A 20,009-nucleotide genomic window follows, 5' to 3' on the forward strand; every position below is an offset into this window, starting at 1 on the left:
TGCCGGGTTGCTGTTTAAAGACTACTCGCCTCACTTAAAATGTCTATGATGGCTCTAATTTACTTCAATTAAGGGTTTTATCAAAATAAAAAAGAAGGCGTCCTTTACTTTTTGGACACCTTCTTTTCTGCGCTTTTTCAGACTTTAGGCTCCGATGAGGTTTTTATATTCTTCGGCAGAAAGCAATCCGCTCCTATCGGTTGGGTCTTTCAGGCGTACTTTTATCATCCAACCGGCACCGTACGGATCGCTGTTTACCAATTCTGGATTGGAATTGATCTGTTCATTCACCTCGATGATCTCACCTGATACGGGCAAGTAGAGGTCTGAAACGGTTTTTACGGCTTCAACACTGCCAAATACAGATTCGCGTTCGAGCGTCTGACCCTGTGTTTCGATTTCTACGAATACGATATCACCAAGCTCGCTTTGAGCGAAATCAGTGATGCCTACAGTTGCCACGTCACCGTCAAAGCGCACCCATTCATGGTCTTTGGTGTACAAAAGTTCAGAGGGTATATTCATTTTTGTCGTTGATTATTGCGACAAAATTAAACCGATGTCTTTTTTATCACTTCAAGTTTATTCATTTCAAAAAGGAATTTTCACCTATTGACATATTGCCCTCAAGTTATTAACAATTGGTGTGGATTAATTCTGTGTTAAGTTTTAATAAATCCACAACCTTTCACACATCAGAGCGAATTTTCAATAGGTTGTGCAACCTTAGCGATGGTGTATTGTTAAAAATTCAGAGAAAATGTGAAAAACTAACATTTGGTACTACGATTTTTTCTTTTGAGTTTTGAGATCAGCTACCGGAAAACATCTTCACTCTGTTTCAGAAACTTATATAATTAACTGATTGTCAAAATAATAAAAACAAAGGCTATGGCTACAGAACTTGAAAGGTCTACAGAACCCCTGCTCAGAGAAAACAAAGATCGATTTGTACTTTTCCCCATTCAGCACCACGACATATGGGAGTTTTACAAAAAGGCAGAAGCCTCTTTCTGGACGGCCGAAGAGATAGATCTGCAGCAAGACCTCTCTGATTGGAACAACAAACTCAACGACGACGAGCGTCACTTCATCAAGCACATTCTCGCCTTCTTTGCTGCCAGCGACGGAATCGTAAACGAAAATCTGGCAGAGAACTTTGTAAACGAAGTGCAGTACACCGAAGCCAAATTTTTCTACGGCTTCCAGATTATGATGGAAAACATCCATTCAGAAACGTATTCATTACTAATTGACACTTACATAAAAGATCCTGAGGAACGCGATAGACTCTTTCATGCCATCGAAAACTTTCCAGCTATCAAGGAAAAAGCCGATTGGGCTCTACGCTGGATCAAATCACCTTCGTTTTCTGAACGCCTTATAGCCTTTGCTGCTGTCGAGGGAATTTTCTTCTCCGGAGCGTTTTGTTCTATCTTCTGGTTGAAAAAGCGCGGTTTGATGCCTGGCCTCACCTTTAGCAATGAGCTCATTTCCAGAGACGAAGGCCTACACGCCAACTTCGCCGTGCATTTGCACAACCACCACCTGGTTAACAAAGTAAGCCCAGAACGCATTACCCAAATTCTAGATGAAGCACTCAGCATCGAACGCAAATTCATAACTGAAAGCTTGCCTGTGCGGTTGATTGGGATGAATGCTGAGCAAATGACTCAGTACCTCGAGTTTGTGACCGACAGACTGCTCACTGAATTGGGTTGTCCAAAACTCTACAATGCAACCAATCCCTTTGATTTCATGGAGCTCATCTCTCTCGAAGGCAAGACCAACTTCTTTGAACGCCGAGTGTCAGAATACCGAAAGGCACGTGTTAAAGTCAATGAGCCCGAAGCTTCTTCAGTGCTTTCGACCGACGAAATCGCATTTGATGCTGACTTTTAATTAAATCACTTAAAAAAAATTAAAGATGCATGTAATCAAAAGAGACGGTCGCCGTGAACCAGTGAAGTTTGACAAGGTGACCTCGCGTATCGAAAAACTTTGCTATGGACTTAGTCCCTTGGTCAATCCGATATCGGTAGCCTTAAAAGTAATTGAAGGCATCTACGACGGGGTGAAAACCACCGAGCTCGACAACCTCGCTGCTGAGGTGGCTGCCTCAATGACAACCACCCATCCCGACTATGCCATGCTTGCTTCGCGCATAGCGGTGAGCAATTTGCACAAAAACACCAAAAAATCTTTTTCCGAAACCATCAAAGATTTATATCACTACATCAATCCGAAGACCGGAGAGCCAGCTCCTCTCATAGCCGACGATGTGTACGAAATCGTGATGGAAAACGCTGACTTGCTCGACAGCGCCATCATATACGACCGCGACTTCGGCTACGATTACTTCGGCTTTAAAACCCTGGAGCGCTCCTACTTGCTTCGCATCAACGGCCAGGTGGCCGAGCGCCCTCAGCACATGCTCATGCGCGTGGCCATCGGCATCCACAAACGCGACCTCGACGCAGCGCTCGAGACCTACGACCTGATGAGCAAGCGCTACTTTACTCATGCTACACCCACACTCTTCAACGCCGGCACACCTAAACCGCAGATGTCGTCGTGCTTCCTTCTAACGATGAAAGATGACAGCATCGACGGCATATACGACACACTGAAACAGTGTGCAAAAATTTCTCAATCAGCCGGCGGCATTGGTCTTAGCATTCACAACATTCGCGCTACGGGCTCTTACATACGCGGCACCAACGGAACAAGCAATGGAATCATCCCCATGCTGCGCGTATTCAATGACACAGCCCGCTACGTGGACCAAGGGGGTGGTAAACGGAAAGGCTCCTTTGCCATATACCTAGAGCCTTGGCATGCTGACATTTTCGACTTCCTCGATCTGAAGAAAAACCACGGTAAAGAGGAGCTCAGAGCCCGCGACCTCTTCTATGCTCTGTGGATTCCTGACCTCTTCATGAAGCGCGTGGAGGCAGATGGCAACTGGACACTCATGTGTCCGAACGAATGCCCTGGCCTGTACGACACCTATGGCAAAAAATTCGAAGAACTCTACGAACAATATGAACGCGAAGGCCGTGGCCGCAGAACTATCAAAGCCCGCGAACTGTGGCAGAAGATCATCGAGTCTCAAATCGAGACCGGCACGCCTTACATGCTCTACAAAGACGCTTGTAACGAAAAGAGCAACCAGAAAAACCTCGGCACCATTCGCTCAAGTAACCTCTGTACAGAGATCATCGAGTACACCTCGCCCGATGAGGTAGCTGTGTGCAACCTTGCGAGCCTTGCGCTTCCGATGTTTGTAGAAGGCAATCAGTTCAATCATCAGCTCCTTTACGACGTTACCTATCGAGTTACCATTAACCTCAACAAAGTAATCGACCGCAACTACTACCCCGTGCCTGAGGCCGAGCGCTCTAACAAGCGTCACCGTCCGATCGGGCTGGGCGTACAAGGCTTGGCTGACACGTTTATCAAACTTCGCTTGCCTTTTACCAGTCCAGAGGCCAAAAAGCTCAATAAGGACATCTTCGAAACCATCTACTTTGCCGCACTCAACGCTTCGTGCGACATGGCCATCTTCGACGGTCCGTACGAATCCTATCCGGGTTCACCCATCTCACAGGGATTGTTTCAGTTTAACCTCTGGGGCGTAGATGAAAAAGAACTCAGCGGCCGTTGGAATTGGGCAGAACTGCGCGAGCGCATCTTGAAACACGGCGTGCGCAACTCTTTGCTCCTTGCTCCTATGCCCACAGCTTCTACCTCTCAAATCCTCGGAAACAACGAGTGCTTCGAGCCATATACTACAAACATCTATACCCGTCGAGTGCTTTCTGGCGAGTTTATAGTGGTTAACAAGCACTTACTACAAGACTTGATGGCCCTCGGACTCTGGAGCGAAGAGATGAAAAACGAAATCATCAAAGCCAACGGGTCTATTCAGCACATCGATATTATTCCGCAAGAGATTCGCGACATTTACAAAACTGTTTGGGAGCTCAGCATGCGCGACATCATCGACATGGCGGCCGACAGAGGTATCTTCATCGATCAGAGCCAGTCGCTAAACCTCTTCGTAGAGGCACCTAACATTGCTAAGCTAACTAGCATGCACTTTTATGCCTGGAAGAAAGGCCTTAAAACCGGCATGTACTACCTGCGTACCAAGCCTGCTACCGATGCGATCAAGTTCACCGTATCGAAAAATTCTAACCTCGAAAAGCCAAAAATCGAAGCCACACCCAATCCTCTTCATAGATTTTCATACACTGAGCGCGAGGCTGAGAAGAGAGCCGCTGAAGAACTTGCGCGTAGGCGCATCGAAGCGCTTTCGCAGCGTACCACTACTGGCCCTGTAAACAAAGGCGAAGATGTAACTCAGCCCGACCTCTTCAGTAGCCAGCAAGAGCCGGAATCTACATCTACCGAACAACAGGCCATAGCATGCAGCATCGACAATCCCGACGCATGTGAATTTTGTAGCTCATAGTCCGATGTTTTTAAAGCAAAAAAAGCCGGGGTTTATCACCGGCTTTTTCTTTTTTACCCATTAAAAAGCACTTCATGGCACAAATCATTCTAATCGCTGCAATGGCCGAAAACCGCGTTATAGGCCGCGATAATAAACTCATATGGCACATTCCATCTGACTTGCGCCACTTCAAACAGCTCACCCTGGGTCAAATCGTTGTGATGGGCAGGCGCACCTTTGAATCCATCGGCCGACCTCTGCCTAAGCGCACCAATGTGGTGATTACTCGCAGCCCGCATTTTCAGCCTGAAGGGGTACATGTTTTTCACTCACTTTTTGAGGCTCTAGAGGCCTTTCGGAAATCTGATCGCATCTACATAGCCGGTGGAGCCGACATTTATCGCCAGGCCTTGCCAATAGCCGACCTAATGGAGCTCACCATCGTTCATCGCATGTATGCAGGTGATGCCTACTTTCCCGAGTGGAATCCCTCAGAGTGGGAAACGGTACAAACTACTCACACTACTGATACCGATGGCACGCAGCTCGTTTCGTTGTCTTTTGTAACCCTTCGCCGTGTAAAAAAAGATGAGAAATACTCTTATAGGGGTTGACTTTTAAAAACCAACATCTTACCCACTGCTAAACATACCATTAACACCTCAGAAACGTCTGTCAATCGTATTTTCGCGGCCTAATCAATACATCAACCACGGGAAAAATGGCTCAGTACGAACTCATCATGCCCAAAATGGGGGAAAGCGTGGCCGAAGCCACCATCATTAAATGGCTCAAAAACGAAGGCGACCGCATCGAACTCGAAGAAGCTGTTCTTGAAATAGCAACTGATAAGGTGGACAGCGAAGTACCTTCGCCCGTGGAAGGCATTTTGGTAAAAAAACTCTTTAACGAAAACGACGTCGTAAAAGTGGGGCAAGCCATTGCCTTAATCGATACAGCTGCTAATGGATCATCAGCCACTGCTACCACAGCTTCGCCGTCAACGGTACCTTCCGAAGCCGCTGCACAGGCAGAAGCATTGGTAGCTAAAGCTGTAGAAACTGTTCAGCCAGCGGCTGAAATAAAATCGACAGCGGGCCGATTCTACTCACCGCTGGTGCGCTCTATTGCCGCGCAAGAAGGCATTTCGCAAGCCGAACTTGACTCAATACCCGGAACCGGCTCCGAAGGCCGAGTCACCAAAAACGATATTCTCAATTACCTGAAAAATCGCAAATCAGCTCCCGCTGCTGCTCCTGCACCGGCATCATCATCCATTCCCGCTGCATCAGCGCCGGCTACTTCTCAAGCAGCAGCGCAGCCACAACCAGTCGCTATACCCTACATCAAAGCGCCGACTATAGAGCCTATGCCTGGTGACGAAATTATAGAGATGGACCGCATGCGCCGTCTCATAGCCGACCACATGGTCATGAGCAAGCACGTGTCACCACACGTCACCAGTTTTGTGGAGGCCGATGTCACCAACATCGTGCTGTGGCGCGAGCGCGTGAAAAAAGACTTCGAAAAGCGCACCGGCGAAAAGCTCACCTATACCCCTATCTTCATCGAAGCCATCGTTCGCGCTATAAAAGACTTCCCGATGATCAATATCTCGGTAGATGGTTATAACATTGTGAAGCATCGGGACATAAACATCGGTATGGCTACTGCTCTTCCAAGTGGAAACCTCATCGTTCCTGTTATAAAAAATGCTGATCAGTACAACCTTGTAGGTCTTACTAAGATGGTAAACGACCTTGCCAACCGAGCTCGTAACAACCAGCTCAAGCCCGACGACATCAAGGGTGGTACTTACACCATCAGCAATGTAGGTACCTTCGGCAACGTACTTGGTACTCCCGTAATCAACCAGCCTCAAGTGGCCATTATGGCTGTGGGGGCCATTCGCAAGAAGCCCGCAGTACTCGAAACTCCTCATGGCGATGTCATCGCTATCCGCCACATGATGTTCCTATCTCATTCATACGATCATCGCGTAGTAGATGGCGCCCTAGGCGGTAGCTTCGTGCGCCGAGTAGCCGACTACCTCGAGCAATTTGATATCAACCGGGATTTTTAATCCCCACACGTAAAAAATATGGAGCTTCATCTCACTCGGCCTTTGGCCTTTTTCGATATTGAGACTACCGGCACGCACTTCTCGCGCGATCGCATAGTAGAGATCAGCATTTTAAAAGCCCTGCCTGATCACACCACTCAGGTTCGTACTTGGCTTGTGAATCCGGGTATACCCATACCCCCGGAAATCACGGCAATTCACGGCATCACTAATGAAATGGTAGCTGATAAGCCCTACTTCAAAGATGTGGCTCGCGAAATCAACACCTTCATCGGCAATGCTGATCTGGCGGGCTACAATTCCAACAAATTTGACATTCCGATGCTGGCCGAAGAAATGTTGCGCGCTGGTGTGGATTTCGACCTGAGCAAACGCCGATTTGTGGACGTACAGAACATCTTTCACAAGATGGAACCCCGCAATCTGGCTGCAGCCTATCGCTTCTACTGCCAGCGTGAGCTCGAAAATGCCCACTCAGCCGAGGCCGACGTCACTGCCACCTACGAAATCCTCAAAGCACAGCTCGACCGTTACCCCGAGTTGAAAAACGACATCGGATTCCTTAGTGAATTTTCAACCCGAAACCAAAATGCTGATTTGGCTGGATTTATTGCTTACAACGCAGAAGGCAAGGAGATTTTCACTTTCGGTAAGTACAAGGGTCTAACCCTAGAAGAAGTCTTTGAAAAAGACTCCGGCTATTACTCCTGGATGCTTAATGCCGACTTTCCACTCTACACCAAAAAGGTTCTAACTGCCGTGCGTCTCAGCAAGATGACTACCAAATGAACAAAATTCACCTGGACATTGAATCTGTTTTTTACTCAATTTTCGCTTGTTTTCAGACTTATATTTCGATTGGAATTGTGGTGATTTTTGTATATCAAAATGTATGAATACGCTGGGAGTAGAGGGCACAGATTTAAAGATTGCTCTTATCCATTTCTAATGCATTATACCCATTTGAGCCGATGAAAATCGTTTGCGTTGGAAGAAACTATGCCGATCACGCCCGAGAGCTCGGCAATCAAATACCCGAAGAGCCTGTTCTCTTCATTAAGCCCGACAGCGCCATTTATCCTCATAAAAATTATTACATACCTCACTTCACTCGCGAACTGCACTTCGAATGCGAGTTAGTTGTGCGCATCGATCGGGTAGGGAAGCACATCGCACCTGAATACGCTCATACCTACTATTCGCAACTCACATTGGGCATTGATTTCACAGCACGCGACCTTCAGAATCAGCTCAAGGCTAAAGGATTGCCTTGGGAGAAGGCCAAAGGCTTCGACGGAGCAGCCATTATCGGTACATTCGTGCCAAAAGAGCAGTTGCCACCCGTTGAACAGCTCGAATTTCAGCTCCTGATCGATGGTCAGGTGCGCCAGCATGGCCACACCAGCCATATGCTGTACTCAGTAGATCATTTGATCAGCTATATCAGTCAGTTCTTCACTTTGAAGAAGGGCGACCTTATCTTCACGGGGACTCCAGCTGGTGTAGGGCCTGTGCAACCGGGGATGAATTTACAGGGCATCCTTGCTTCGAAGACCGTTTTAGACCTACATATTAAGGCTTAAAAGGGGTAATCAATCTTTTCTTAAGGGATTATTTCCTCAAGTCCTTTAGATCGTAAGCCATTCCACAGGTCTTTTAAAGAGTGGCCCATTCCACACAAAGGTGTGGTATTCGCCGTTTTCGCCAGCTGGGTCGATGTGTGCCGGCAGTGAGGCAATCAGCTCTTTGCTAAGCTCTGAGCCAACAAGCGATGTCGGTAAATCAGGATGGCCTACAGCGCAAATCTGTGCCTGGTAGCCTAAGGAGAGAAATTCGTTGACTAGGTCATTCGAATTTCTGCCCCACAGTGGAAAAACTGCCTCTATGCCTGCCTTGCGGCAAAGCATTTCTTTGTACTCACGCACGTCTTTTAAATGAATGTCACCAAAAACGCATACATCAATTCCGCGAGTTTTCATCAATTTGTATTCGGCTAGTACAAGTTGTTCGTACAGCTCGTTACTCACGGGCCAGTTGAGGTAAAGCTTGCGTGTGTGTATGCCCAGCGATAAGCCCTGACGCGTGATAAGAGCCTTAGGCACTTGGTGTATCGGCACTGCCTGTGTAGCGCGATCAATAGTAACAAAGAGAAACTTCACATCGTACCATTGAGCAGTAAGCGCATAGTGCAGCACGAGCATGCTGTCTTTGCCTCCACTCCAGCTTACAAAAGCATTTTTCAAGATCAGCAGAGATTTGATTTTTAAAAATTATACCGTACGCCGTTCAGAATGTTGTACACGTGGTTTCGTATGCCTTCAGGTGGATTGGTGTCGTACATGTAGTTTAAGTTAATGATCAGATCAAACTTACGTGTCAGCTTTGTAAATACATTTGCTTCCCAGCTGATACGGTGGTCATACGCCTTAAACCACATGGGCTGATAATACACGGCCATTACGAGCGTCAAGTTATTGTCTGCCTTGTAATTGAGAGCGGCATAGGTGCTCAGTCGAAGGTCGTTGTTGATTTTGCCGGTCCGCTCTATTTCGTACTCGTGCATCAGTGGAGTAATACCTGTAAAAAACGATAAGATGCGCTTTTGTACGATCTTAAAGCGTAACCCCGTGCCCAGCAGATTTCGGAACCGAACACCCAGCAGGGCATTGTACTGCTGCTGTACGAACGACTCCCACCGCAAGAAATTACCTGTTTTCAGGCTTCTGGTTGAGTCAAGGGGAATTTCATCCACTTTGTACGTATATCGAAAATGGATAAATCCGGAGTTGGCAAAGGTTTGGCCTTCACCACTTACGAATCTCAATTCACTGAGAACCAAAAAATTTCGCTTGTACGTTTGGCGTTCGATGGTGTTTAATGTGCGAAAGGTGAAATAGCGCTTGCTGTTTTGTTCGGCTATGAGCTGCCACTCGGTGCTGCCAAACCATCCAATTGTATCAAACTGCTGCCTACGTCGCTCGATGTTCATTATTTGTGCTTGCAGCGACCAGACAAGAAGCATAAAAGGAAGCGCAAACAATACTTTCTTGCGATTTTTCATCTTCTTTTATTCACCAAATACACCCCGACTAAAATCGTCGATACCCCGACTATGTGCAGTAGGCTTAGTTGTTCGCCGTCGAAAGCACCCCACATCAGAGCAACTACAGGAATGAAATATGTAACCGACGAGGAAAAAAGTGGACTAGTCAATTTAATCAGTTGATTAAAGACTATAATGGCCAATGCCGAATTTACCATTCCTAAAAATGCGGCTATACCCAGATTGGTGTATCCGAGTGGATGTGTGGTAAGGCGGTCGATAAAGTCCGATGAGAGCAAATAGGCCAAACTCGGCGGCCCCACGACCGATAGCGATAGTCCGGTTATGGCAATGCTGCGCATGTGCTCGAGTTTTGAAGATATTGTATTGATGCTTAGCGCATAGCATATTGTAGATGTAATGGCCAGGCTGCCGTAGATGAGGTTTGGATTGATTTCAAGGTTAAGTTTTGGAAACAACAGCAGTACAGCACCTGAAAATCCGACAATTACTCCTAAAACTTGAACAGGCTTAAAAATTCTGCCGAAAAACAAGGCTCCGGTAATAAGTGTAAAGAGCGGCACCAGACTGTTAAATATTCCTACCAAACCACTGTCTAAGTGCTTAACAGCCAATGGAAAAAGGTAGTAAGGGATGCCATTACCCAAAAGACCCACCCAAATCAATGGCCATACATCTGATTTTTTAATTTCCCGGAAATCTCTGATCGATAGCACGGCAGCAAGTATCCAGGCAAACACAATGCGCAGGGCACCCATCTGATCGTACGTGAAGGTTCGCATCCCCTTTTTCATCAGCAAAAAAGAACTGCCCCACACCATAGCCAGTGCGGCAAAAAGCAACCATCTCACCCAATTTTTCTGCATCGCTCAGCTTCCCACTTTACCGGTTTAAAACCTGGCGAAAGTAGGGTATCCTTTATTGTAGAAATTACAACAAAGACTTAACACCTTTTACGATGTGATGAAACTCATCGTGATGCATGCCGTCAGACTGCGGCAAGGTCTTATAGCCGGTGCGAACGATTACTGCATTTGATTTCGGAAGCATGATGATGTATTGGCCGGTATGACCTCTGAAGTATGCTATGGGCTCGTCGTACTGCTCGTTAGCTAACCAAAAAGACTGACCGTATTTAGACTCAAGAAAGGGCTGGCGTGCCCTCCAAAGGAAGGCTGAGTCAATGAGTTGCTCTCCATTCCATCGGCCGTTGTTGAGTACCAGCAAGCCAAGGCGTGCGAAGTCGTGTGTCGAAGCATTGATACAGCAATAGGCTATGTTGTCGCCATTTTTCTTATCGAGGTGCCAGTAGGCTGAGCGTTCCATACCGAGCGGTTTCCAGAGTTTTTCTTCCAGCAGTTCGCTGATGCGCTTACCGGTGGCACGCTCCAGAGCCAGGGCGAGCAATTGTGTGTTTCCGCTTTGGTAGATAAATTTTTTGCCAGGTTCGCTGTCAAAGGGTTGATTCAGGCAGATGTCATTGGTATGATCGCTGTAATAAGCCTTGGCCGTTACACCAAAAGGATTTTTGTAATTCTCATCCCATTCAAGGCCTGAGCACATTGCACTGAGGTGGAATAGAGTTACTTGATTGGCAAACAAACCGTGAATTTCAGGCAAGTACTTTTTGACAGGCGTATTCCACGAAGGTATGATACCGTCTTGAATGGCCATCTGTGTAAGCAGTGTGACTACCGATTTGGCCATTGAAAAAGAATTTGTAACGGTATCCGCTTGAAAGCCGTGGTAGTACTTTTCAAAGACGATTTTGCCGTCCTTTATCACCAAGAAGGAGGCTGTGTGTAATGCCTCAAGCAGGCTATCGAGTCCTTTGGGCAATTGAATGAGTTCGTCGGCATATTTAAGTTCTGAAATCTGCTGTGCTGGGTACACAGTATCCCGATCGAAGTACAGATAGTCGTGGATGAACGATGATTTATAGCCATTTAAATAAACAATTCGAACTCCTTTAATCATATAGTCGAGCTTAAAAGCGTACATCAGGCCTACGAGTACGACAGCGATGAGAAAAGTATAGATTATTACGTTTTTTACTCTTGTCATTACAAATTCAGCTTAGTGATCACCTTTTCTAGTTCTTCCATTTTAAACGGCTTGGTAAGAAAGTCTTGGAAGCCGGCATTGGCATATTCTGGATTGGTGCGTGCAAAAGCATCTGCCGTTAGGGCAATCACGGGTATGTTGGCAAAACTTCTTTTGGAATAGCGTATGTGATGTAAAGCTTCAAGTCCATCCATTTCAGGCATTTGAATATCCATGAGGATCAGGTTGAAATTTTCCTTGTCAAGCCATTCGAGTACCTCTCTACCGTTGTTGCACACCACATATTCACAGCCCCATTTGTTCAGGATGTGTTTTATGAGGATTTGATTCACCGGATTGTCTTCAGCTACTATGATTTTCAGGTTTCTAAAGTTGGCAGTAGTATCTGCTTTTACTTCTTCAGTGAGTTGTGGATTTTGACCAATGCCATACATTAATTCTACAGTGAAAGTTGAGCCTTTGTTAACTTCACTTTCCACGGTGATTTTTCCTCCTTGGAGCTCTACCAATTTTTTTTAATGGCTAAGCCGAGACCTGTACCGCCGAAGTTCTTCTTTTTGTTGCTGTGTGCTTGAGAAAAACTCTCGAAGATGGTATCAATTTTATCGGGAGGAATTCCGATGCCAGTATCTGAAACGGCCAATTTCACAATTACGTTGTTTTTCATCTTTTTGGTAAGTGTGGCCGAAACATTTACTTCACCTTGCAAGGTGAATTTTATGGCATTTCCAATCAGATTTACGAGAATCTGATTCAGTCGATAGGGGTCGCCGTTAAGGAATTCAGGGATTTTCTCATCATAGTGAAAGTAGAGTCCGATGCCTTGTTCCTGAGCTTTTGGCTTAAAGGTTTTGTACAAGAAGTCAAATTTTTCTTTGAGCGAGAAATTAATTTTTTCAAAAGTGAGCTTGCCGGCTTCGATTTTTGAGAAGTCGAGAATGTCGTTGATGATGATGAGAAGGTTATCAGCTGCGAATTTTATGGCTTTCAGATTGCTGGTTACTTCCGGTTCGAAGGTGTAGTCTCTGAGCAGCAGTTCGGTCAAACCGATGATAGCATTCATCGGTGTCCGAATTTCATGGCTCATTGTGCTTAGAAATTCGGCTTTAGCTTTTGCTGCTTCTTCGGCTGCTTTTTTAGCTTCGAGCAGTTCTTGCTCCTGCTTCTTGCGGGCAGTAATGTCGATGGCTGTGCCGAGTAATTCTTTTACTTTTCCGTCTTTATTTCTCTTAAAGACGATTTCGCGCGTGAAAAGCCATACATCGTGACCATCTTTGTGTTTAAGCCTGAATTCGTTTTCAGCTATTTCACCATCTTTAAGCTCGTGGCGCAGTTTTAAATAGTGTTGCCTGATGCGCTGATATTCTTCAAAATCGATGATGCGAGCAAAAATGTTTGGCCCTATTTCTTTTACTTCTTCTTGGGTATATCCGAGAATTTCGCGCAGCTGGTCGTTGTGAAAGAGGTTTGAATTGCCTTCGATATCGTTTACATAGATAATGTAGGGCGAGGATTGGGTAACTTTTTGGATAAATTGCTCGGTCTCTTCAAGTTGTCGACGAGTGTTTTCCTGTTCGATCTCAAGTTCCAGCAGCCTAATTACGCCAAGAAGGGTTTTTGAGATTTTATCTGTATTGACCTCGCTCTTTTGGAAATAGTCGAAGGCGCCGGCCTTCATCATTTCTACAGCCAGCTTTTCATCGCCTTGAGAGGTCAATACGATTACAGGTAATTTTGGTTTTCGGGATTTTATTTCTTTTAGAAGTGTCAGCCCATCGATACCGGGCAGTTGATAATCGATAAATACACAATGAGGATTTATTTCATCTAAAGATCTGAGAGCCTCTTCAGCGTATTTAAATCGATAAACGTCATCCACATCGACGCCAGAACGGGTTACTGCTCTTTTGAAAGCCATGGCGTCGATGTCGTCGTCTTCGACCAGCAGAACCTTGATTTTGCCGAGTTTATTACTGGTAGTCATGCGGTTTAGGAGGGATATTCACAGAGCATCCAATAGCTCTTGAGGGTAGAAACAGCTTCGATAAAACGTTCCATAGAGAGCGGCTTGAGTATGTAGCCTGCTACATTTAAGTTGTAAGCTTCCACCTTATCGCTGTCCTCATTGCTGGTGGTCATTACAAATACAGAAGTAGAGGCTAACTCCGGATCTTTGCGCAGTTCTTTGAGAAACTCAATACCCCCCATTTTGGGCATATTTAGATCCAGCAGTACGATCTTAGGGCGCGGAACGTCGAGGTTTTTTGACCGAAGTATTTCCAAAGCTTCAATCCCATTACCAGCCACTAATAGGGGATTTTGGATGTGATTTTTTTTAAAAGCGCGCTTTACGTTCATCACATCCACTTCGTCGTCTTCTACTAAAAGTATTGTCATAAGATTATCCATATGGGTTGAGAAAATTGATTACAAAATTACGACTCGCGTTCGGTGATAGGCCAGGTGAAATAAAATGTTGTGCCTTTGCCCAATTCAGATTCTACGCGAATTTTAGACTTTTTCTCATCGGCAATTTTTTTCACGATAGCCAGACCTACACCGGTGCTTTCCACTTCGTCGCGGCTTTGTAGGGTTTGAAAGATCATAAAGATTTTTTCGTGATACTCAGGGCTGATGCCTGGGCCATTGTCGCGCACGTATATTTCAATTTTATTGTCTTCTGGCAGTTCACTCCATCCGATTTCGACTATTTTTATGTCTTTGTCGTTGTATTTGATAGCATTGGAGATGAAGTTTTGCAGCACTTGTTCGAGGGCGATTTTTTCTGTAAAGAGTTCGATGGGGTCGTTTTTGATAATAAACTGGCACGTGTTGTCGGTTTTTATTGCTTCGCAGAGCTCATTCACAAGATCTTGAAGTACAATTTTTTCCAACTTGTTTTTAGAGCGGCCTACTCTTGAGTATTGTAAGATGCCGTTGATTAAGTTTTCCATCCGCTTTACTCGATTTTTGAGCATCTCAAATTGCTTTTTGATTTCGGGATTCATGTACCCTTCCAGGTCCTCTTCTATCCATGTAGCCAGGTTAGCAATGGCTCTTAGAGGTGCTTTTAGGTCGTGGCTTACGATATAGGCAAACTGATCGTGTTCTTTGTTTACTTTTTCCAGATTTGCCATGTACTCCTTGATGCGGTTTTCTGCTTGTACGCGCTCCGATATATCGCGTATGAAAGCGAGTATGTAGCCTTTGTTGTCTGATTTGATGTACGATACACTCGCTTCTACTGGAAATGTGCTGCCATCCGGTCGCTTGTGAGCACCTGTGGCCACGAGTTTGCCAACGGCTTTTACTTCGGCTACATGCCTTTCCCAAGCACCGGGTGGTTCAAATTCTTTTTCTATTTGGCTTATATGAAGCCCAATCAGTTCCTCTTTGGTTCTTTGTAGCCTTTTGCAGGCTTCATTGTTTACAAACTCCAAATAGCCATCTTCCGTGCAGATTTGTACAGCTTCGCTCGATTGGTCGAGGAAGAAGACCAATTGATTGATTCGGTCTTGAATCTTTTTACGCTCGGTGATGTCGTTTTGTATAGCAATGTAACCTGTGTGTTCGCCATTGTTGTCGAAAAGGGGTTCGATGTTGAGCTCTATCCAATACGGCTTTCCTTCTTTGCTGTAGTTGAGCAATGTAGCATATACAACTTCTTTTTTTTGTATTTTCTCCCTAATATAATTTACGGTAGTCTTATCTGTATCAGGGCCTTGCAGCACACTGCCTGGGCGTTTTCCCTTTACTTCACTGAGTGTATATCCTGTTAAATTTTCAAAAGCATGATTTACCCATTGAATTTTTCCCTCTGTATCGCCAATGATTATAGAATTTTTAGTTTTTTGGACCACAAGGGCTAATTGTTCGTTTTCTTTTTGGACGTTGTAACGCTCTGTCTCATCGCGCATTATACCGATGAAACCCTGGATGATGCCCTGCTCATTGCGTTGGACATGCATTTTTAGATTTACCCAAATCACTTTTCCGTCGCTGCGAGTGAATTGGATAGTGCGGGCCATATCGTCGCACTCGCCGTGCATGAGTGGTTCAAAGAGCACGTGGCATTTTTGCCCGAGGAATACGTCGCCGAAGTGTACACCGAGCGATTCTTCGATCCCATAGCCAGTTATAGTTTCCCATGCTCTGTTGAGGTGTAAGACTTTTCCTTGGTTGTCGAGTTGAACGATTACATCCGTTAGGTTGGCTAATATGTTTGACAGTTTTTGGCTGATTTGATTTGCTTCTTCAGCCTTTGTTTGTGCTAAGCGCTGTAGTTCTTTATTGGCTTTAAATAGTTCGTTTGAGCTTTGCTCAAGTACGAGTTCTATTTGTTTGATGTCTTTTTCGTAATCGCTATAAGCACGGTTAATGGCTTCGACGAAGCGAACAAAGCGATCGTCAGTAGGCAATTCATCTCCAAAGGCTTTTTTCAGCTGCCTTTGTAGTAGCTTATGTACTTCTAAAGTAAGTTGTTTCTTATCCTCCTCCATAATCACACTTCACTAAATGTAGTAATGGTCATGGTTTGATTGTGTAGTTCGCAGGTTCGCATTTCGCCCGTAGGTGCAAGCTCGCCATAGCTGTAAAATCCAGTTACTACATCGGCATTTAGCTCTTGTTGTACAGCTTCCAACTCTTCTTCGGCCAGTTGGCGCAATACGAGTTTGCGGCCCACGCAGCTCACCAGAATGGCAGATTCAGGATTTTGTAAGAGCGATAACGCATCGTCGGCAGCTTGTAGAGCTCCTCTGATGAGTTTTTCGCTGTTTGAGCGCATAAGTCTTACGGTCGATCCCTCAGGAATATCGCCGGCAAACGTCATGCTTTGCTCTTCTTCATTCACGGAGAGTATGGTGCGCACCACTGAGGTGTGATGTTCGCTAATTTCCATGTTGAGCGGAAAGAGCAGCGCAGAGGCTGGCAGTTCTTTGGCTTTTTCTCCTAGATACGATTTGTACAATTGCAGGGCCGGTTGGCCGTCGATTTCATAGACAACATTGTTTTTGCTTTTGGTCACTTTTCGATCGATGCCAAACGATTCCCATCCGCCACGACTGCCGTAACCTATCTGTATGTGTTCGCCGTAAAATCCGATGGCTACTACCATGTGTTCTGTCGGTTCAAGTGTTTGTGGGTGAATGACCAATGTTTTTTGGAAGCGATCCGCATCTCCTGCTAATCCGCCAGATGAGGTAGCTCTGCCATTGCACTTCTCCGCCATGCCTTTGATCAGAGAAGTTCCATTGACGTGAAGACCATCAGAAAGCAAAAAGATGTGTTTGATTTCATCGTTGAGTAGTTCTGTGGCAATATGCCTGCCCACCTCTTTGCTGTCAAAATGGACTTGCTTTAACGAGCAGTAGGTGTATTTAAGCGGGGTTTTTTCGAAATCGATGTAGTTTATAACTACTTCATCTTCAAAAATTTGACTCTGAGCGATGGTGCCCGATGTGCTGCAACCCGTAACTATGGCTTGTGGATAAAGGGTTTTTAAAGGTTGTAAATCAATTTTTTCCAAAGAGTTGCGGCTTCCGAAGATCAAAATCAAATCTGGATTGAATTCTACGGCAGGAATGGGTTGATCGGGGGTTAGAATTTTTTGTAAGGCTTTCACCTGTAAACAAAATTTGGCACTAAGATATGAAGTATGTTACATCCTATTTTTGTGTTTGTAAAAACTTTGTTAACGGATAAAACTACTTAATTGAAAGGAAGAATTCTCAAATCTACCGGTAGCTTCTACAGTGTAGAGATCGATGATCAAGTAGTAACTGCTAAACTCAAAGGAAAACTCAGACTGCTCGACCAAAAAAATACCAACCCTGTAGCAGTAGGCGATACGGTAGAGCTCGTGCTCGGCAAAAAAGGGGAGTACCTAATCGAGTATGTATATGAGCGCAAAAATTACCTCATTCGCCGAAGTGTAAATCTTTCAAAACAGACGCACATCATAGCTTCAAACATCGACCAGGCGCTGCTTATAGTTACACCCGTTTATCCCGAAACAAGTTTCGGATTTATCGATCGTTTTTTAGTAACCTGTGAGGCGTATTCCATCCCTGCTCATCTGATTCTCAATAAGTCGGATCTCTTTGTGGGGGAGTTTTCTGAACTTTTGGAAGGTATCGAATATGTTTACCATACGGTAGGTTATCCTACCCTGCGCACATCAGCTCTCGAAGGCACAGGACTAGATGAATTAAAAACGTTATTAAAAGATAAAATTTCTCTTCTAAGTGGTCACTCCGGTGTAGGAAAGTCTTCGCTCATAAATGCCATATCGCCCGGTCTCAATCTCAAAACGGGACAGATCAGTGACTACCATTTTAAAGGCACTCACACCACCACCTTTGCTGAGATGCATCGATTGAGCTTTGGTGGTTATATCATCGACACACCAGGTATCAAGGGGTTTGGATTGGTGGATATGACGCCCGAGGAGCTGAGCGATTACTTTCCCGAAATGTTTCGACTTAAGGCAAACTGTCGATTCAACAACTGCTTGCATATCAACGAGCCAGATTGCGCTGTGCGCGCAGGGGTAGAGGAGGGTACTGTGCCAGAGACGCGCTATCACAGCTATCTCAGCATGCTGGAAGAAGAAAAAGCCGGTCCGTATCGCGTAGATGAATATCAGTAACCAAAGCGCCTTAGTGCATCTTTCAAGGGAACCTTCCAGCTAACGTCTACTTCCCAATTCGCTCTTACTGAAATATCTTCAGGATACAAGACTTTAACTTCGGCCGGTTGATTCTTTTCCAGCAATGCCTTATCCCACCATTCATTACCATTTCTGTCCCAAAAAATTGATACATTATATGTGTTGGGTATGAGGTCTCTTATGTGGAATTTTTCTATAGATTGTCTGAATTTAAAACGATGAATCTCTTTGCCCTTTTTATCTGAAAAAATCAAGAATAAATTCGTTAAAAAAGTATCAACAGTCACCTCAATACTTATTTCTCCAAAATCTTCCTTATCCTTGATTTCTATTTGAGTTTTGAATGAATCTGTATTAAAGATGTTCTCGTTGAAATAAAATGCTTTTGGATGCACTAGTATGTTGTATTTTGTTAAAACTTTTTTTGGAAAGCTAATTTCAAAACGATCTTTTGATTTTTCCAGTATTCTGAAATCCTTTACTTCTATTGAATCAATTGTGCTAATAAAAATTTTCGAAGTATCTATTTTTTGTATTGGGTAATTTGATTGAATATAAATAGAATCGTCTATTGATAGAATCGGTTTTGAGACAAAGTGCAAATTTAATTTTTCATTACTAATGGTCCTTTTTTGAATTGTAATAGTATCGCTGCTGAAATTAGTTGAAATAAATAATTTGGTGGAATCTCGTATTTCTTTTTCAAAATAGATAAACAACGTATCGAGTGACTCGCTTTTTTGTGTGTGAATTATTTGATTTTTACTTAAGTTATTTAGTGTAACTGTATGAAATGGTACTTGGTATGTGATAAAACAACAGTATGGATTAATTAGTCTGTAAGCGATAGTTTTATATTTAGGGTTTTGAGGAAATATGTAAAGATTAACCGGGCTGCTATCAGTTGATGACTTAAGGTAGGGATATTTGCCTGCTTCTTCAGATTCAGGTTGAAATATGTAGTCATTGTTTCTGTCTGTAAAGGCTAAAATATGAAATTTTTTATTAGGTAAATAATGGATGGTAAAGTTTCCATTCGAATCAGTTTTGGTGTAATAATCGGGTCTTAAATAGATCAATGAATCAAAGGAAATATTTTTTTCAGAAAAGATACCAACAAGACAATTTTGAGCTGATTTATTGGTCAATCCTTCATAAACTGTACCTGTAATGAAGTTTGAGTCTATGTGATTGCCTGTTGAAAAAACATAAAGATATCCTTCTAAAACATTGTTTTCATTCAGGTCAGCAATGCCCTTTCCAAAACTTATTACATAAGTAGTGTTTTTTTCAAGTATTTCACCCAATAAAATTTCAATGCTTTTTCCCCTGATTTGAACCTTTGGTTTTTTCTCTAGACTAGGACTAATATTTATCTCATTTTGAATGTTTGTATTAGCTAGATATTCATCAAAAAAAAGAACTATTTTTTTCTCACTAAAATTTGTAATAAAATTCGCAGGTAATTCTTTTACTATTTTAGGTGGTATTTTATCGACATCACCTCCTAAAATGGTTCCAATATTGGCACATGAAGTTACAAATATAACTATTGCAAAAAGTTTTAATATATATTTCATGATGTAAATAGATAAAATCACTAATAATTCGATGTATTTCGCTGAAATTTTTACTCTCATGCAAATTAAAATGTAAGTTTGAGTAAAAA

18 protein-coding genes are annotated in these 20,009 nt (G+C 44.0%); 7 read left to right on the forward strand and 11 right to left on the reverse strand.

All coding sequences use genetic code 11. From position 1 onward, the window contains the following. Positions 1-144: 144 nt before the first annotated feature. Positions 145-525: a glycine cleavage system protein GcvH gene (gene gcvH / locus EIP89_RS09225; protein WP_124398393.1), complete on the reverse strand. Its 381-nt coding sequence runs from the start codon at positions 523-525 to the stop codon at positions 145-147. Between the two features lie 366 nt (positions 526-891). Here gcvH and EIP89_RS09230 point away from each other — a divergent pair, with 366 nt between their 5' ends. The 6 genes from EIP89_RS09230 to EIP89_RS09255 all read left to right on the forward strand — a co-directional run bounded on the left by EIP89_RS09230 (position 892) and on the right by EIP89_RS09255 (position 8,125). Beyond that, entirely contained in the window at positions 892-1,902 is a 1,011-nt protein-coding gene (locus EIP89_RS09230; protein WP_124398394.1) for a ribonucleotide-diphosphate reductase subunit beta, read from the forward strand. Between the two features lie 25 nt (positions 1,903-1,927). Further along, positions 1,928-4,477, forward strand: coding sequence for a ribonucleoside-diphosphate reductase subunit alpha (locus EIP89_RS09235; protein ID WP_124398395.1), 2,550 nt, complete (start codon positions 1,928-1,930; stop codon positions 4,475-4,477). Between the two features lie 74 nt (positions 4,478-4,551). After that, positions 4,552-5,073 carry a dihydrofolate reductase gene (locus EIP89_RS09240; protein ID WP_124398396.1) on the forward strand — a complete coding sequence of 174 codons (522 nt, stop codon included), beginning with the start codon at positions 4,552-4,554 and terminating at the stop codon, positions 5,071-5,073. A gap of 107 nt (positions 5,074-5,180) precedes the next feature. After that, the gene (locus EIP89_RS09245; RefSeq protein WP_124398397.1) at positions 5,181-6,542 is read left to right on the forward strand and encodes a dihydrolipoamide acetyltransferase family protein; all 1,362 of its coding nucleotides are present in this window, start codon (positions 5,181-5,183) and stop codon (positions 6,540-6,542) included. A gap of 18 nt (positions 6,543-6,560) precedes the next feature. After that, positions 6,561-7,331, forward strand: coding sequence for a 3'-5' exonuclease (locus tag EIP89_RS09250; RefSeq protein ID WP_124398398.1), 771 nt, complete (start codon positions 6,561-6,563; stop codon positions 7,329-7,331). 182 nt (positions 7,332-7,513) lie between these two features. After that, entirely contained in the window at positions 7,514-8,125 is a 612-nt protein-coding gene (locus tag EIP89_RS09255; RefSeq protein WP_124398399.1) for a fumarylacetoacetate hydrolase family protein, read from the forward strand. Between the two features lie 45 nt (positions 8,126-8,170). On the opposite strand, the gene EIP89_RS09260 is transcribed toward EIP89_RS09255, so the two are convergent. From EIP89_RS09260 to EIP89_RS09295, 9 genes are all read right to left on the reverse strand, one after another. Further along, positions 8,171-8,785, reverse strand: a complete 615-nt coding sequence (locus EIP89_RS09260; RefSeq protein WP_124398400.1) for a Dph6-related ATP pyrophosphatase — start codon at positions 8,783-8,785, stop codon at positions 8,171-8,173. 20 nt (positions 8,786-8,805) lie between these two features. Next, positions 8,806-9,603: a DUF481 domain-containing protein gene (locus tag EIP89_RS09265; RefSeq protein WP_124398401.1), complete on the reverse strand. Its 798-nt coding sequence runs from the start codon at positions 9,601-9,603 to the stop codon at positions 8,806-8,808. Beyond that, a complete protein-coding gene (locus EIP89_RS09270) occupies positions 9,600-10,472 on the reverse strand; it encodes a DMT family transporter (RefSeq protein ID WP_124398402.1) in 873 nt (290 codons plus the stop codon). The genes EIP89_RS09265 and EIP89_RS09270 overlap by 4 nt, the downstream gene beginning before the upstream one ends. Before the next feature lie 64 nt (positions 10,473-10,536). After that, positions 10,537-11,670: a serine hydrolase domain-containing protein gene (locus EIP89_RS09275; RefSeq protein WP_124398403.1), complete on the reverse strand. Its 1,134-nt coding sequence runs from the start codon at positions 11,668-11,670 to the stop codon at positions 10,537-10,539. Further along, entirely contained in the window at positions 11,670-12,179 is a 510-nt protein-coding gene (locus EIP89_RS11600; RefSeq protein ID WP_218019359.1) for a response regulator, read from the reverse strand. Before EIP89_RS11600 ends, EIP89_RS09275 begins: the two co-directional genes overlap by 1 nt. After that, a complete protein-coding gene (locus EIP89_RS09280; protein WP_218019360.1) occupies positions 12,173-13,654 on the reverse strand; it encodes a response regulator in 1,482 nt (493 codons plus the stop codon). The genes EIP89_RS11600 and EIP89_RS09280 overlap by 7 nt, the downstream gene beginning before the upstream one ends. A gap of 5 nt (positions 13,655-13,659) precedes the next feature. Beyond that, positions 13,660-14,067 carry a response regulator gene (locus EIP89_RS09285; RefSeq protein ID WP_245966135.1) on the reverse strand — a complete coding sequence of 136 codons (408 nt, stop codon included), beginning with the start codon at positions 14,065-14,067 and terminating at the stop codon, positions 13,660-13,662. Positions 14,068-14,105: 38 nt separating this feature from the next. Then, positions 14,106-16,169: a PAS domain-containing sensor histidine kinase gene (locus tag EIP89_RS09290; protein WP_148086799.1), complete on the reverse strand. Its 2,064-nt coding sequence runs from the start codon at positions 16,167-16,169 to the stop codon at positions 14,106-14,108. Positions 16,170-16,171: 2 nt separating this feature from the next. Next, positions 16,172-17,293, reverse strand: coding sequence for an FIST signal transduction protein (locus EIP89_RS09295; protein ID WP_124398406.1), 1,122 nt, complete (start codon positions 17,291-17,293; stop codon positions 16,172-16,174). Between the two features lie 90 nt (positions 17,294-17,383). Here EIP89_RS09295 and rsgA point away from each other — a divergent pair, with 90 nt between their 5' ends. Beyond that, entirely contained in the window at positions 17,384-18,319 is a 936-nt protein-coding gene (rsgA, locus tag EIP89_RS09300) for a ribosome small subunit-dependent GTPase A (RefSeq protein ID WP_124398407.1), read from the forward strand. Here rsgA and EIP89_RS09305 read toward each other — a convergent pair. After that, positions 18,313-19,980, reverse strand: coding sequence for an Ig-like domain-containing domain (locus tag EIP89_RS09305; protein ID WP_124398408.1), 1,668 nt, complete (start codon positions 19,978-19,980; stop codon positions 18,313-18,315). The genes rsgA and EIP89_RS09305 overlap by 7 nt on opposite strands. Positions 19,981-20,009: the final 29 nt, after the last annotated feature.

Origin of the sequence: Thermaurantimonas aggregans, assembly GCF_003851885.1 — a bacterium.
Classification (GTDB): Bacteria; Bacteroidota; Bacteroidia; order Flavobacteriales; family Schleiferiaceae; genus Thermaurantimonas; species Thermaurantimonas aggregans.